Genomic DNA, 14929 nt, shown 5'->3' on the forward strand with positions numbered 1-14929 from the left:
AAACCGATGCTTCGATAGGCTCCTGCGGCGTTTACTCCGCCGCCAGGGCCTGATCGATGCTGACGACCTCGCCGCGGGCCGGATAGTCCTTGGCCAGCACGAAATCGATGGCGGTCAGGAGATCCTGCGTCTTCGGGCGGGCGAACGGCATCGACTGCACCGAGGCGAAGTACAGCGTGTTGTCCGGCCTGACCAGGAACATGCCGGGCTCGGAAAACAGCGCCGGCTCCTCGAGGCCGGCCGAGGTCTTGCCGCGGCCCGAGGACACATAGAGCCCCCAGCGTCGGGCGACATCGAGCCCCAGGCCATAGCCGATCGGCAGCCGGTCGAGCTTCCAGTCCGAGGGGGTGCGCTCACCGCGTTCCCTGTCGTCGGTGGAGATGGCCACGACATCGACGCCGCGCTTGTCGAAGTCGGGAAGCAGATCCTCCAGGTCGCGAAGCTGGCGGCTGCAGATCGGGCAGTGCAGCCCGCGGTAGAACACCACCAGCGTGAAATTCTGCGGATGCCGGTCGGCGAGACACCAGCGTCCACCGCGGGCCAGGTCGACCTCGAGTTCGGGCACCGGCTGGCGCGGCATCAATGGGGTGATTTCCGACATTCGGGAAGCCTTTCCGGAATCGAGAAGATGTCCTGGGACAACGGTTTGCGGGAAAGTAGGTTGCGGTACGCGGCCACATAGGTTGCGGTATTCCGCCGGGAAAGCCAAATTGCCATCAACTTGGTGTGACACCGGGATGTCGGGCGGAGCCGGTTTGGGCGGTCCGCCATCGGGGTGTGCGGGGTGTGCGACCGGGGACAATACCGGCGCTGAGGGAGAGATGCCGATGGAGAGACGCGGCACGGCCGTTCGCGTTCGCGAGGCGAGCCGATCCTGCAAAACCGGGCCGTGCGGCGGCGGGTTCCGCGCCGGCAGGACGTCGTGGATCCGGAGGGTCTTTGGCCGGCCGGTCCGTGGTTGGCCGGTTCCCGGTTTGATGGGAGCCTGAGCGATGGCGCCCGCCGAACCCGTCCGGATCGCCATGTGGTCCGGCCCCCGCAACATCTCGACCGCGATGATGCGATCCTTCGGCAACCGGCCGGATACGCGCGTGGTGGACGAGCCGTTCTATGCCGCCTATCTCGACCTGACCGGCATCGACCACCCGATGCGCAACGAGGTGATCGCGTCGGGCACCACCGACTGGCGCCGGGTCGCCGACGACCTGCTGTCGTTCGACGCGGAGGGAATCTCGGTCCACTACCAGAAGCAGATGACGCACCACATGCTGCCGGAGATCGGCCGCGACTGGCTGGCGCGGATGAAGAACGCCTTCCTGATCCGCCGGCCGGAGAACGTGCTGGCATCCTACGTGCGCAAGCGCGAGGCGGTGACGCTCGAGGACATCGGCTTCCTGCAGCAGGCCGAGCTGTTCGACCTCGTGGCCGACGCGCTTGGCGAACCGCCCCCGGTGATCGACGCGCGCGACGTCCTGGAGGATCCGAAAGGCATGCTGGCCGCCCTGTGCGGGGCCGTCGGCATTCCGTTCCGCGACGAGATGCTGGCCTGGGATCCGGGCTTCCGGGCAACCGACGGGGTGTGGGGCGCGCACTGGTACGAGGCGGTGGCGGCGTCGACGGGATTCGGTCCGCCGAACCCGGACGTGGAGGACCTGCCGCCGCACCTGCTGCGGATCGCCGAGGCGGCGCGGCCGATCTACGACCGGCTCTCGCAGGTCAAGCTGGCGCCGGTGGCGGCAGCAGACTGAGCGCCGTCAGCCGGCCCGCATCGCAAGACCGATCGTGCCCATCTCGGCGCCCATCGCCTGGGCGTCGTCGCCGCGCTCGCGGTCCTGGTTGCGCTCCTGCAGCAGTTCGACCTTCTTGAGCTCCTCATGGGCCTCGGCGAAGGCCTCGCGGGCGGTGGCGAGCTGTTCCTCCAGGCCGGCGATCGAGCCCTTGAGATTGTCGCGGCGCTGGGCGGCCGCCTTGGCGAAGGTCGGATAGGCGAAGTGGGTGACGTCGTCGACGCCGACGCGCCGCTCCTCCTCGAGGATCTGCCGGTCGAGCTCCTCGACCATGCGGGCGAAGTCGGCGATCATCGTTTCGATCTGCATCACCTGGCGCCGCTTCTCGTCGGCCTGAAACCGCTTCAGGCGGATGAGGTTTTCACGTGACTTCATCGGTCGGTACTCCCCGGCTCATGAGGTGCTTCCTCGCCATTTCCGATCACGGCCCGTGCCAGCCCCCAAGGCGTCGCCGGTCGTGGACTGCTGTTCCTTCTCTCAGAGCGAGAAAGACGTCCGGCGCTGCCGAACCGCGCCGCAAAACGCTCCGTCGCGGCAGGGCGGACACGGACATGGTACGAAAGACTGGTTTCAAAAGGTTAATGCGCCCGAGATGGGTCGGCGGCTGCCGACCGGCGCTTGCGACCCGGTGGCGGGCCCACCGTCGGCGGGTGAAGCGGGCGTAACCTTTCGTTTACGTCTCCTGTCAATAATTTGAGCGAACCTCTTAAGGCCTCGTAAACCAGGAACGGTCCGTTTCCGCATCCGGCGGGAGTGAGTCGAATGAATCGGTTTTGCGGGTTTCTTAATGTAAAGCGTTAACTATGACGAAGTCAGGTTTCGTTTAATTTTCAGAGGGCTGGCGCGATTCGCGGAAGCTGAAATCCAAAAACGCGGTTGACGAAAATGATCTTTTGTTAACCATTGGGCTTTAGCTTTCCGATTCGTGGACACCGGGACGGTGCCCCATCGGACCGCCGCAATTGCGAGTGCGGCGCCCAGCCTGGAAAGGCATGCGGAAAGGGACGGGCATGCGAGTTCTGCTGATCGAAGATGACAGCGCGACCGCGCAAAGCATCGAACTGATGCTCAAGTCGGAAAGCTTCAACGTCTATACGACCGACCTCGGCGAGGAAGGGATCGACCTCGGCAAGCTGTACGACTACGACATCATCCTGCTCGACCTGAACCTGCCGGACATGAGCGGATACGAGGTGCTCAAGACGTTGCGGCTGTCCAAGGTCAAGACGCCGATCCTCATCCTGTCGGGGCTGGCGGGCATCGAGGACAAGGTGCGGGGCCTGGGCTTCGGCGCCGACGACTATCTGACCAAGCCGTTCCACAAGGACGAGCTGGTGGCGCGCATCCACGCAATCGTGCGCCGCTCCAAGGGCCACGCGGAGTCGGTCATCGAGACCGGCGAGCTGAAGGTCAACCTGGATACCAAGACCGTCGAGGTGAACGGCCAGCGCGTCCACCTGACCGGCAAGGAATACCAGATGCTGGAGCTGCTCTCGCTGCGCAAGGGCACGACGCTGACCAAGGAGATGTTCCTCAACCATCTCTACGGCGGCATGGACGAGCCGGAGCTGAAGATCATCGACGTCTTCATCTGCAAGCTGCGCAAGAAGCTGTCGGCGGCGACCGGCGGCAAGAACTACATCGAGACCGTGTGGGGGCGCGGCTACGTGTTGCGGGATCCCGATCCGGAAGCCCTCTCGGCCTGACGCCCGTCCACCCTAGGCAACAGAAAAAAGCCCCGTCGCGAGCCGGGGCTTTTTTGTATCTGGATGGCGGCCGAGGCGACCGGTGTCGGGGTTTCAGGCGGCGGACATCAGCACGCCGCCGTCGACCGGCTTCACCTTCAGGGTCATCCCGAGAGAGCGCGACAGGCGGTAGGCATAGTAGGGCTGGACGGAACGGGCGTCTAGCCCGTCCGGCGGCATCTTGCCCTCGAAGATCGTGTAGACGGCGTCGGGCATGTTGGCGAGCTTGCCGGTCGCCCTGACGCTGATCGAGACGCTCTCGTCGACGGCGTCGCCGCCCTGGTCCACCTCCACGACGACGTCGCCGCCGCGCGGAATGGCCGAGACGGCGATGACGATCAGGTTGACCAGCAGCTTGACCTTGTCCTTGGGCAGGCTGCCGGCCCCGGCGCGCCAGTCGATCCTTGCCCGCTCGCCCTCGTAGAGGCTCTCGGTGAGGCTGCGGGCATCATCGAGCGGGAACCGGTCGCCCGTCGCGCCCATCGCCCCGAAGGCGAGTCGCAGGAACTGGAGGCGGGTCGAGGCCTTGTTGGCGTTGGTGCGGATGATGTCGAGCGCCATCTCGCGCATCGACTCGTCGGTCTCGTCCTCGAGGACCTCGAACCCGTTGGTAATGGCCCCCACCGGCGAGATGACGTCATGGCACAGCTTGCTGCACATCAGCGCGGCGAGGTCGAGGTCGCTCATCGGTGCCGTATCGCTCATTCGGGTCCGCCTCCGTGGGTATCGACTGCCGGATCGGCGACAGAATCACCGGCCACAGCCCAACGAGGAGCCGGAGTGTTACATCGTGCAACTGGGGGCCACAAGCGGGGTGGGCGGAACCGCCGCAATCTGCTAACAGCGCCGTCAACCAGCCTCCGGACGGTCCCGTCGGGAGGGGTGCAGCCAGGGGATTTGCCGTGACCGCAAGGGCCGAGAACAGCGTTTCAATCGACAGCGGCATGGCTCTCGGCGACGCGCTCGCCGCGATCGCCTTCGAGGCCGGCAAGGCGATCATGGAGATCTACGACACCGACTTCGAGGTCGACCGCAAGGACGACAACTCGCCGGTGACGCAGGCCGACGAATGCGCCGAGGCGATCATCCTGAAGGGGCTCGCCGCCTATGCCCCCGACATTCCCGTCATCGCCGAGGAAGCCGCCGCGGCGGGGAGGATCCCCGAGGTCGGCAAGCGCTTCTTCCTGGTCGACCCGCTGGACGGCACCAAGGAGTTCATCCGCAAGAACGGCGAGTTCACGGTCAACATCGCCCTCGTCGAGGACGGCGAGCCGGTGGCCGGCGTCGTCTACGCCCCGGCGCTGGGCATGATGGCGGTTGCCGACGGACCCGATGCCGCGCGCCAGGCCGAGGTCGATCCGGCGCGCGGGCCGGCCGCCGCAGGCTGGACGGCGCTGACCACGCGCGAGGTTCCCGCCGACGGACCCGTGGCCGTCGCCAGCCGCTCGCACCGGTCGGCGGAAACCGACGAATTCCTGACCAGGCACGGCGTCAGCGACACCCGCAGCGCCGGCTCGTCGCTGAAGTTCTGCCTGGTCGCGCGCGGCGAGGCCGACGTCTATCCGCGGCTCGGGCGGACGATGGAATGGGACACGGCGGCCGGACATGCGGTGCTGAGGGCGGCCGGCGGCTGCGTCCTGACCATGGACGGCGCGCCGCTGACCTACGCCAAGCGCGAGCGCGGCTACGACAATCCGGAATTCGTCGCCTGGGGCCGCCGGCCGGGGTAGCGGACCGCTCGATCCCACTTTGCCGTGGGCCACAAATCATCGCCTTGAAGACACAATATTAACCATCTGATCCCCAAGAATCGACGCGAGACGGGCCGGTTGCGGGCGTTCCGGCCATCGCGGTCGCGCCACGCACATGCGCCGTCGCGGCGCCAAACCGGCGGACCGTAACGGTGACCAAACAGCCTTGCGGGCCGGGGCTTGCCACTACGCGCCGCCTTCGGACGCGGCGCGAGACGGAGGATCGGACATGAAGGAAACGCGGCGATCAGTGCTCGTCGGCCTGGCCGCGACGGCCGGCGGAAGCCTCCTGCCCACACGGCTGCCGGCGCAGACCGCCGGCCAGCCAGGCACCTATACCACAGACGAGATCATCGAGGCCGGGCACGGCTTCTTCGGCCAGCTCAGCCAGGGCCTTGCGGAGGCAATCGAGTCGCTGTTCAGCAGCCAGGGACGGCCGAACGGCTACATCCTCGGCGAAGAGGGCGGCGGCGCGTTCGTCGCCGGCCTGCGCTATGGCGAGGGCGTCCTGAACACGAAGAACGTCGGGCAGCACAAGGTCTTCTGGCAGGGTCCCTCGATCGGCTGGGATTTCGGCGGCGACGGCGCCCGCACGATGATGCTGGTCTACAACCTGCCGGACGTCGAGGCGATCTACCGGCATTTCGTCGGCCTCAACGGCTCGGCTTACCTCGTCGCGGGGTTCGGCGTCTCGCTCTACTCCAACCACGAGATCCTTGTGGCGCCGATCCGCTCCGGCCTCGGCGCCAGGCTCGGCGTCAATATCGGCTACCTGAAGATGACCCGCAAAGCGACCTGGAACCCGTTCTAGGCGCTTCGCTCCGCAAAGCGGACGACGCGTAGGACCCCGCGGCAGCGGACGCCGCCTACGCCTGCACATACGGGGCGGCACTTTCTTTGCTGGAGTGTGGCCGCGCTACCAGTTACCCTGTTGCCAGCTTGGACTGGCGCACGGCGCCGGTATGTGTATTTTACGTGCGCCCCGGAGGGGTGCAGGTCGGCATATGATCGAAAATATCGTCGTCTTCGTTCTAGGCGCGCTTGTCGCCACCCTGTTCGCGCTTCTGGTGATCCCGGTCATCTGGCGCCGCGGTGCGCGTCTGATCGAGGAGCGCATCCGGACGACGACACCTTTGTCGATGACCGAGATCCAGTCGGAAAAGGACATGATCCGCGCCGACTTCGCCGTGCAGCTTCGCAAGATCGAGGTGAAGTACGACGAGATAAAGGCGCAGGCCGCGCGTCGTCAGATCGAACTGGGGCGTCGCGACTCGACGATCCGCGAGCTAGAGGCAGAGCTCGACGCGCGCGAGGAGACGATCGAGGACCTGGAGGCCCGCGAGGAGGAGCTGAAGAACACGGTTCTCGGTCTTGAGCGCCAGGTTACGCTGCAAGCGTCCTCGCTGAAGGAAAAGCAGAAGGCCATTTCGGATTCCAACGATGCGCTGCGCGGGCGCAGCACCGAACTTTCCGAGCTCCAGAGCCTCGCCGACAGCCGCAAGGTGGAAATCGCCGCACTGACGACGCAGCTCGAGAACTACAAGAGCCGGCTCTTGGAGATGCGCGCCGAACTGGCGACCCGATCGGTGGAATCCGAAGGCCGCGCCTCCGCGGTGGACGAGATGTCGGGCATCCTGAAGAGCCGGGACGCGAAGATCGCGCTGTTGAACGACCGGCTAAAGCAGCGCCGCCAGCTGACGGCGGAGCGCCGGCGCCGGGCCAAGGAACTCGAGAAACTGCTCGATGGCCAGCGAGAGCGCGTCGCCGAGAAAACCGCGGCGCTTTCGGCGGCCGAATTGAAGCGGCTGAAGTTCGAGGAAGACATCAAGAAGCTTACCGCCGAGCGCGCCGAACTCAAGGCGTCGCTGGCCGAACTCGAGGCCAAGTTCGAATCCCGGGAACGCGAGTCGGGCGGGACAGCCGGGGCGCCCGCACCGGGCGTGGCTGCGGCCCTTGCGCCTGCAGCCGCGGCGACCGACGGTCATGCCGGCGACGGCGCTGGCGACGCGCTGCTGCGCGAGAACATCGCCGACCTCGCGGCGCGCATTACCCGGCTGGCGGCAGAAGATGGCGACAACGAGATCCGCGCGCTGATCGACGCGGTCACCAGCGACAACCGGACGCTCAACGGTTCCGGCGGCGACGGCGGCGCCGGCAGCAAGGTGAAGATCAAGAAGGGTGCCCAAGGGCACCTGCCGCTGGCAAAGCGTATCAAGGAAGTCGATCTGACGCCCGGCGAATAACGGCTGCCATCGGTTCCTGCACGGCGTCCGGGTCCCCGGCCTCCGCATCGGCAGTCGTCTGCCCGCCGACCATCGCCTCGATCTCCGCAGCCGACGTCGGCCGCCCCCACAGGTAGCCCTGGATCAGCTCGCAGCCCGCTTCCTCGAGCGCGTCGAGCTGGGCATTCGTTTCCACGCCCTCGGCGATCACCCGGACGTCGAGCTTGCGGCCGAGGTTCAGGATCGTCGAGACGATTGCCATGGCCTGGGTGTCGTCCTCGATGCCCTCGATGTAGCTGCGATCGATCTTGATGAAGTCGACCGGCAGGTCCCGCAACAAGGTGACCGAGGTCTGGCCGGTGCCGAAATCGTCGATGGCGGTGCGAATGCCGCGGCTTTCGAGTTCCCGGAACGTCTGGCTCAGCTTGCGCCGGTCCTTCACGGCGACACCCTCGGTCAGCTCCATGCACAGGCGGCCCCTGATCGCGGGGTACTGTCGCAGTATCTCGTCGAGCCTGGGGAGGAAATCGGGATCTTCCAGGGTCGGCGGCGACATGTTCACCATCACCAGCGGGACGGCGACTCCGCGCGCCTGCCAGGCGCTGACAAGCCTAGCATTGTGGTTCAGTACCCAGAAGTCGATCCCCGTTATCAGGCGGACGTGTTCGGCGGTGCGGACGAAGTCTGCGGTCGGCACGCTCTGTCCCGTGCGCCGATTGGTCCAGCGAAGCAGCGCCTCGGCCGCCACCACCGTTCGCGTCTCGCGATCGAAGACGGGCTGATAGACCATGGAGAATTCATTGTCGGCAAGCGCCCGGCCGAGATCGAGCGTAAGGATGTGCTCTTCAAGATTGCGCTCGGCCAGTTCGGGAGCGAAGAACACGTAGGTGCCGCCGCCGACCTGCTTGCCGGCATACAGGGCGAGATCCGCGTAGCGCTGAACGGTCTCCGGCACGCTGGTATCGAACGGCATCGCCGCGATGCCGATCGTCATGTTGACGAAGACCTGTCCGTGATCGAGTCGGAACGGTTCCCTGGTGACGGTCAGAATGGCGTTCGCGATCTCCTCGGCCTCCGTCCGCGAGGCGCCCTCCACCACGAGACTGAATTCGTCGCCGCCGACCCTATAAAGGCGTGAATTGGCGGGCCGCGCCTTCTGGATCCGGTCCGTCAGGACCCGCAGCAGGATGTCGCCGGCGGCATGGCCGTAGCGGTCGTTGACGGGTTTGAAGCCATCCAGGTCCATTGCCAGCAGCCAGCACGGCCTGGAGTGCGTCGCGGTATCCGCGGCCCTTGCGACCGCATCCATGAACGCTGCGCGATTGCGGGCACCGGTCAGCATGTCGCGCAGGGCCAGATATTCGATCCGCCGTTCGGCGTCCTTCAGCGCCGTCACGTCGACGAAAGACATGATCGTCTCGCTGCCGCCGGCTACGCCCTTCGGCAGCTTGGACGTATAGAGGATGACGTGGCATGAACTCCCGTCCTTGCCGCGGATCGTGAGGTTGCCGAGTTCATAGCGGTTGGCGGACCAGTCGCCTGACTGATAGCCTTCGACGTTCCGCGACAGGTAGTCCGGCGCGCAGACGCCGTCCAGCTCCCCGGCATCGGACAAGCCGAACAGGGCCAGCAGCTTGTGGTTGACGAACAAGGTGCGGCCGTCGGCGTCGTAGTGCCAGATGCCGACCGGCAGGGTTTCCGCGACGCCCCTGAAGCGGGCGTGTTCGCGGTCGGCCTGCGCGGTCGCTTCGTAGAGTTCGGTGACGTCGATCCCCACTCCGACATTGGCCCCGCTCTCGGTGCGGGCCTTCAGGACGCGCAGCCAGCGGCCGTCGCTGCCTTGCCGGTCGACCGGCACGCCGGTCGCCTCGCGATGGCTGCGAAGGCGCCGTTCGAGCTCCTCGTCGAGTTCCCTGCCCGACAGCGTCTTGGCGAGGCTCGTGCGTACCAACTGCTCGTAGGTGAAAGGCGGGGAGAGCTGCCTGAAGGCGCCCGGATGGACGGTCTCGTACATGTCGTTCCAGGCAATCAGCCGGTCCAGATCGTCATACAGTGCGAAGGCCGAGGGCGCCTTGTTGATGGCTTCGCTGAAGAATGCCAGGCGTTGCCGCCGGCGTACCGCGGTGATCACGTACCACACGGCAAAGACGAACAGCCCGAAGAACATGAGCAACGCCAGCGGCCGGTTCGGGGGATACCCCAGCAACTGCCGGACCAGCCCGACAAACAGAAGCGCCACGGCCGTGCACAGGAAGCCGATGTCGCTCCAGCCCATCTGTCGAATCAGCCGGAGCGACCGCGCTATCGGGCCAGGAGTGGGGTTTTCTGCCTCGCGTGCCATTGCCTGCCGTCCGCACGCTGCCGCCGGACCTGTTGAACCCGGCCGATCGGAGCTCGCGACGACTTAAAACCCGTTACGTGACTGCGACCGGTCCGATGAAAACCAGTGTTTGCGAACAATGCATACAACAAAACGAAGGCGCCGGCTAATATCCGCCGGCGCCTCGGATAGAAACGGTGTCGGGTGGCGGGCGTCCAGTCACTCCGGTCCAGTCACACCGGGGCGTCGGGAAATGCCAGTTCCTGACGGTTGCGCCACTCCGGACCGACGTAATTGACGATCAGCGAACGCCGGATGCCCGGAATGGTCCGCTTCTCGAAGCCGTGCCAGGTGTTCCTCGCCGGCACGAAGACCATGCCCTGGTTGAAGGCGCTCGGCGAGGCGGCGAAGTGGGTGTTGGACTCGTCGTCCTCGTAGATGTCGGTGCCCAGGGTCTCGGCGCCCGGCAGGTCGATCAGGTAATGCAGGATGGTGATCCGCTTGGGGCCGATGTCAGTGTGCGGCTCGAGCCAGAAGCCGTCGCGGTCCTGGGCGTACTCGACGCGCAACGACGACCCGTCCAGATCGGCGCCGGTCACCTCCTTGATGGCGGCGACGGTATCGGGGTGCTGATAGGCGAGCGCGATGGCCTCGCAGACCGGGAACGCGGCCTGGTTCTCCTGCGAGAAGAAGATGCGGGTGGAATTGTGGGTGTCGCGCTTGCCGCCGGTGTCGTCGATGACGGGGGCGGGGAACGGCAACTCCACCACGGCGCGGGCCGAGGCCTCCGGAATCATGTCGTCGAGGACCCAATGGACGTAGGGACGGTCGTGGCGGGCCGACTGGCGGAAGGACCGGATGACGAAGTCGCGGACCTCGTCGGCGGAATTCGGTGCGGTCGCGAGATTTCGGGCGGTGCTCTGCTCGTTCATGGGATCATGCTTTCCGGGAGTAACCGTTCGGGTCCTGATGGATTGGGCCAGGGTGAAGCCAGCGCATCGCAGCGGCTAGCAGGAGCTCCCGACACCCGGCATCTGTCGATCGCTGGCGCTCCCTAGGGGACTCGAACCCCTGTTTCCGCCGTGAGAGGGCGGCGTCCTAGACCGCTAGACGAAGGGAGCAGCGGTAGGCGATCGACGTAGTCGACGGGATATAGACCGGAAGCGAAGACCCCGCAAGGGCGTGTTGCGACCGTGCCGGCCAAGCCGGCCGGGGCCGTGCGGGACCACGCACCGGGCGCGGTCGCCAGCCTACCGCGCGGCTTCGCCCGAGATCACGTTCAGCACCTGGCCGGAGCGCAGGTCCACCACCAGCACCGCATGGCCCTCGGGACGCTTGAAGACGATCGCCAGCCGGCTGCCGTCGAGCGCGGTGGAGACGACGTCGCCGTCGGGCCCCAGTATCGTGGCGACGTCGGCGGGCAGGGCGACGGCGACCGGTGCGGCCTCGTCAGGCGCATCGCTGGCGACCATCCGGTTGACGATCGTCGCGAAGACGACGATCAATCCGAGCACGATCAGCACGCCCATGACGATCACCGAGATCTTCAGGATGCGGTAGTTGCGTTCGGACCAGCCGCCCGCATTGGGGTCGTGATCCTGATCGGAAGCTTCGGGAGCGGACATGGGTACAGGCGCCAGCAGCAGGGACGGGGACGAGATCGCGTTTAGGCTTCCAGCCGAAAACCTGTCCGACCGGCTCGACCGTGCGCTTGCCCTGTCGCTGCCCGGGTTCAGCCGCTCGCGGCTGCAGGCACTGATCCGGACGGGCCAGGTCACGGTCGGCGGCCGGACGATAGTGGAGCCGAAATACCGGGTCAACGCGGGCGACGAGATCCGCCTCACGGTGCCGCCGCCGGAACCGGCGAAGCCGGCGCCGCAGGACATTGCGCTGAGCGTGGTCCACGAGGACGACGACCTGATCGTCATCGACAAGCCGGCCGGCATCGTCGTGCATCCGGGCGCCGGCACGCCGGACGGCACGCTGGTCAACGCGCTGCTGCATCATTGCGCCGGCAGCCTGTCCGGGATCGGCGGGGTCGAGCGGCCCGGCATCGTGCACAGGCTCGACAAGGATACCTCCGGGCTACTGGTCGTCGCCAAGACCGATGCGGCGCATCGCTCGCTCGCCGGGCAGTTCGCCGACCACGGCCGCACCGGCGTGCTGGAGCGCGCCTACAAGGCGCTGGTCTGGGGCGTGCCGCCGCGCCGGAAGGGAACGATCGACGCTCCGGTCGGCCGGTCGCCCCGCAATCCCGAAAGGATGGCGGTGCGCGAGGGCGGGCGTGCGGCGGTGACCCACTGGCGCCTGCTCGACACGTTCGCGGGCGCGGACGGCTCGCCGGTCGCCGGACTGATCGAATGCAGGCTGGAAACGGGGCGGACGCACCAGATCCGCGTCCATATGTCCCATGTCGGCCACCCGATCCTCGGGGACGCGGCCTACGGGTCGGGATTCAGCACGAAATCCAGCCTGCTCACCGAAACCCAACGAAATTTGCTGGCATCCCTTGGAAGACAAGCCCTGCATGCCTATCTACTGGTGTTCAGTCACCCGCGCAGCGGGGAGACGATGCGTTTCGAAAGCCAGCTGCCAGCCGACTTTCAGGCGCTGGTAGACTCTCTGAAGCGAGGGTGACTGCGAGAGGGAACGCAGTTTCGACACAAATTTCCTCTCAACTACCGAAATCTTGGCTGATTCCAGGACCTGCGGCGGAGGTCGCCCGTAGACGGGGACAGTTCGCAGGGGCCGCAAGAGGAGGAACCATGGCCAATATTGGACTTCCCGCCGTCACGGCGGAAGGTGGACTGTCGCGATACCTCGCGGAGATCCGCCGATTCCCGATGCTGGAGCCGAACGAGGAGTTCATGCTCGCCAAGCGCTGGCGCGAGCATGACGACCGCGAGGCTGCGCACAAGCTCGTCACGAGCCACCTGCGGCTGGTCGCAAAGATAGCCATGGGCTATCGCGGCTACGGCCTGCCGATCGGGGAAATCATCTCCGAGGGCAATGTCGGCCTGATGCAGGCCGTCAAGCGGTTCGAGCCGGACAAGGGCTTCCGCCTGGCGACCTATGCGATGTGGTGGATCCGGGCCTCGATCCAGGAATACATCCTGCGCTCGTGGAGCCTGGTGAAGATGGGCACCACGGCGAATCAGAAGAAGCTGTTCTTCAACCTGCGCAAGGTGAAGGGCCAGATCGCCGCCCTCGACGAGGGGGACCTCAATCCCGAGCAGATCGCCACGATCTCCGAGCGCCTCGGCGTTCCGGAAGAGGACGTGGTCTCGATGAACCGGCGCCTGTCCGGCGATGCCTCGCTGAACGCGCCGCTGCGCGTCGACGGCGACGGCGGCGGCGAGTGGCAGGACTGGCTGGTCGACGAACAGGACACCCAGGAGACGACGCTCGCGGAAACCCAGGAACTGGACAACCGCAAGCAGATGCTCGCCAACGCGCTCGAGGTGCTCAACGATCGCGAGAAGCGCATCTTCACCGCGCGTCGCCTCGACGAGGACCCGCTGACGCTCGAGACGCTGTCCGAAGAGTTCGGCGTGTCGCGCGAACGGGTTCGCCAGATCGAGGTGCGTGCCTTCGAGAAGGTGCAGAAGGCCGTGACGGACGCGGCCAAGAAGTTCGAGGCCGGCGCAGCCGCCGCCTAGGCTTTCGACATCTTCGGAACATGTTCGGACCGCGCCGGCCACCGGCGCGGTCTTGCTTTGTCGGCACCTCGCTACCTTTGCGGACCGTGTCCGGGGCATCGAACGGCCGGGTCGCTGGCAGCGGAGACAGCGACCGTTTGCTTGCCGTGCAAAACAGCGTATAGAGCCCCCTTTCTGACGTACCGGAAGGCCATTCGTGTTCCCTGGCCGCGATCGCGGCGGAGCCCAGAGACGCGCTCGAAGTGGACGGATCCACTGCCAGAATGACCATGGCGCTCGTCGCGCCCGGGGTGCTGTGCGTGTTCGCGCTCGCCTTTCTGTGGGCGTGGACGATCGAGAAGACCCGCCACTATCTGCTGCTGCTCGCCGCCGGGCCCTTCCTCTTTGCGGTCGGCGCGCTGATGCAGGTGTTCAGCTTCCCCGACGGGACGGCTCCGAATGCCCTGGCATCGGGCCTGTTCTATACGGCCGCGGTGCTGTTCGTCGCCGAAGCCGTGTTGTGGCGCTCCGGCAAGCGGCTCGGTGTCCGGACCGGTCTCGTCCTGCTGGCGGCCGTCATGGGCGGGCTCTGGTACTTCGCCGTGATCGAGCCCAACACGCTTGTGCGGGTCTACATCCAGAACTTCGGCTATGGCGCGATCTTCCTGCTGGCGGCCTGCAAACTGGTCTCACTCCGACGGGGACGGCTGGTCGATCGGGTCCTGTTCTGGGTGCTGCTGGTGTTCGCGCTGCAGTTCTTCTTCCGCACGGCGCTGACGATCGGGCTGGATGCGCCCAAATCCGCCGCAGCCTTCGCCGAGTCGCTGTTCTGGGCGGCGTTGCATCTGTCGCTTGCGGTCCTCGGAACGGCTTTCGCCACGGCCCTCCTTGCCGCGGCGGTCTCCGACCTGGTGGAGGACCTCCGCCGCGAGCGGGACGTCGACGCATTGACCGGGGTGCTCAACAGGCGCGGCTTCGAGGTCAGGGCCCGCACGATCATGACCTCGGGCAGTCGCCCCCTGACGCTGATCGCCTGCGATCTCGATCATTTCAAGCAGATCAACGACAGCTACGGACACGGCGCGGGCGACGAGGTGCTGCGGGCCTTCGGACGCCTGCTGGGCGTATCGGCGCGGCCTGTGGATGTCGTCGGCAGGACGGGCGGCGAAGAATTCGCGATCCTGCTGCATGGCGGACGGGATGCGGCGATCGTATTCGCCGAGCGGCTGCGGGTGGAACTTTCCAGGATGGAATACGCCTTCCTGCGCCCCGAGACAGCTGTGACGGCAAGTTTCGGCATTGCCGGCGCCGAACCGGGCGACACAATGGGCAGCCTCCTCGACCGCGCCGACCGCCGTCTCTATCTGGCCAAGCAAGGCGGGAGGGACCGGATCATCGCCGCCGATGCCGAGCCGGCGATGAGGTCGATAGCCTGACCGCGCGCTCGACGGGCTGCTGCAAGAGTT

14 protein-coding genes and 1 tRNA gene are annotated in these 14929 nt (G+C 66.3%); 8 read left to right on the plus strand and 7 right to left on the minus strand.

Annotated features, from left to right (window positions below):
* Positions 1-31: 31 nt before the first annotated feature.
* Positions 32-601 carry a peroxiredoxin-like family protein gene (locus tag V3328_RS21685; RefSeq protein WP_340331816.1) on the minus strand — a complete coding sequence of 190 codons (570 nt, stop codon included), beginning with the start codon at positions 599-601 and terminating at the stop codon, positions 32-34.
* 391 nt (positions 602-992) lie between these two features.
* On the opposite strand from V3328_RS21685, the gene V3328_RS21690 reads away from it, so the two are divergent.
* Entirely contained in the window at positions 993-1748 is a 756-nt protein-coding gene (locus V3328_RS21690; RefSeq protein ID WP_340331817.1) for a sulfotransferase-like domain-containing protein, read from the plus strand.
* A gap of 6 nt (positions 1749-1754) precedes the next feature.
* Here the strand turns inward: V3328_RS21690 and V3328_RS21695 are convergent, their stop codons facing one another.
* A complete protein-coding gene (locus V3328_RS21695) occupies positions 1755-2162 on the minus strand; it encodes a flagellar FliJ family protein (protein WP_340331818.1) in 408 nt (135 codons plus the stop codon).
* A gap of 635 nt (positions 2163-2797) precedes the next feature.
* Between V3328_RS21695 and ctrA the strand changes: the two genes are divergently transcribed.
* Positions 2798-3493: a response regulator transcription factor CtrA gene (gene ctrA / locus V3328_RS21700; RefSeq protein ID WP_340331819.1), complete on the plus strand. Its 696-nt coding sequence runs from the start codon at positions 2798-2800 to the stop codon at positions 3491-3493.
* A 93-nt stretch (positions 3494-3586) separates the two neighbouring features.
* On the opposite strand, the gene V3328_RS21705 is transcribed toward ctrA, so the two are convergent.
* Positions 3587-4237 (minus strand): histidine phosphotransferase family protein, encoded by a 651-nt coding sequence (locus V3328_RS21705; RefSeq protein ID WP_340331820.1) that lies wholly within the window; start codon positions 4235-4237, stop codon positions 3587-3589.
* 239 nt (positions 4238-4476) lie between these two features.
* Here V3328_RS21705 and cysQ point away from each other — a divergent pair, with 239 nt between their 5' ends.
* The 3 genes from cysQ (at position 4477) to V3328_RS21720 (ending at position 7526) form a co-directional block, all read left to right on the plus strand.
* Positions 4477-5262, plus strand: coding sequence for a 3'(2'),5'-bisphosphate nucleotidase CysQ (gene cysQ / locus V3328_RS21710; RefSeq protein WP_340331936.1), 786 nt, complete (start codon positions 4477-4479; stop codon positions 5260-5262).
* 250 nt (positions 5263-5512) lie between these two features.
* Positions 5513-6094 (plus strand): DUF1134 domain-containing protein, encoded by a 582-nt coding sequence (locus tag V3328_RS21715; protein WP_340331821.1) that lies wholly within the window; start codon positions 5513-5515, stop codon positions 6092-6094.
* A gap of 94 nt (positions 6095-6188) precedes the next feature.
* Positions 6189-7526 carry a coiled-coil domain-containing protein gene (locus tag V3328_RS21720; RefSeq protein WP_340331822.1) on the plus strand — a complete coding sequence of 446 codons (1338 nt, stop codon included), beginning with the start codon at positions 6189-6191 and terminating at the stop codon, positions 7524-7526.
* On the opposite strand, the gene V3328_RS21725 is transcribed toward V3328_RS21720, so the two are convergent.
* The 4 genes from V3328_RS21725 to V3328_RS21740 all read right to left on the minus strand — a co-directional run bounded on the left by V3328_RS21725 (position 7495) and on the right by V3328_RS21740 (position 11450).
* The gene (locus V3328_RS21725; RefSeq protein ID WP_340331823.1) at positions 7495-9846 is read right to left on the minus strand and encodes a putative bifunctional diguanylate cyclase/phosphodiesterase; all 2352 of its coding nucleotides are present in this window, start codon (positions 9844-9846) and stop codon (positions 7495-7497) included. The two genes, V3328_RS21720 and V3328_RS21725, sit on opposite strands and share 32 nt — an antisense overlap.
* 212 nt (positions 9847-10058) lie before the next feature.
* Positions 10059-10757: a 2OG-Fe(II) oxygenase gene (locus V3328_RS21730; protein ID WP_340331824.1), complete on the minus strand. Its 699-nt coding sequence runs from the start codon at positions 10755-10757 to the stop codon at positions 10059-10061.
* Between the two features lie 113 nt (positions 10758-10870).
* Positions 10871-10946 (minus strand) — tRNA-Glu (locus tag V3328_RS21735).
* Positions 10947-11075: 129 nt separating this feature from the next.
* Positions 11076-11450 carry a DUF6476 family protein gene (locus V3328_RS21740; RefSeq protein ID WP_340331825.1) on the minus strand — a complete coding sequence of 125 codons (375 nt, stop codon included), beginning with the start codon at positions 11448-11450 and terminating at the stop codon, positions 11076-11078.
* Between V3328_RS21740 and V3328_RS21745 the strand changes: the two genes are divergently transcribed.
* The 3 genes from V3328_RS21745 (at position 11449) to V3328_RS21755 (ending at position 14899) form a co-directional block, all read left to right on the plus strand.
* On the plus strand, positions 11449-12462 hold the full coding sequence (locus V3328_RS21745) for an RluA family pseudouridine synthase (RefSeq protein WP_340331826.1): 1014 nt from the start codon (positions 11449-11451) through the stop codon (positions 12460-12462). The two genes, V3328_RS21740 and V3328_RS21745, sit on opposite strands and share 2 nt — an antisense overlap.
* A 128-nt stretch (positions 12463-12590) precedes the next feature.
* Complete coding sequence (gene rpoH / locus V3328_RS21750; RefSeq protein WP_340331827.1) at positions 12591-13484, plus strand: RNA polymerase sigma factor RpoH; 894 nt, start codon at positions 12591-12593, stop codon at positions 13482-13484.
* A 263-nt stretch (positions 13485-13747) separates the two neighbouring features.
* Entirely contained in the window at positions 13748-14899 is a 1152-nt protein-coding gene (locus V3328_RS21755) for a GGDEF domain-containing protein (RefSeq protein WP_340331828.1), read from the plus strand.
* The last annotated feature ends 30 nt before the right edge of the window (positions 14900-14929 follow it).

Source organism: Microbaculum marinum (genome assembly GCF_037855135.1).
Classification (GTDB): domain Bacteria; phylum Pseudomonadota; class Alphaproteobacteria; order Rhizobiales; family Tepidamorphaceae; genus Microbaculum; species Microbaculum marinum.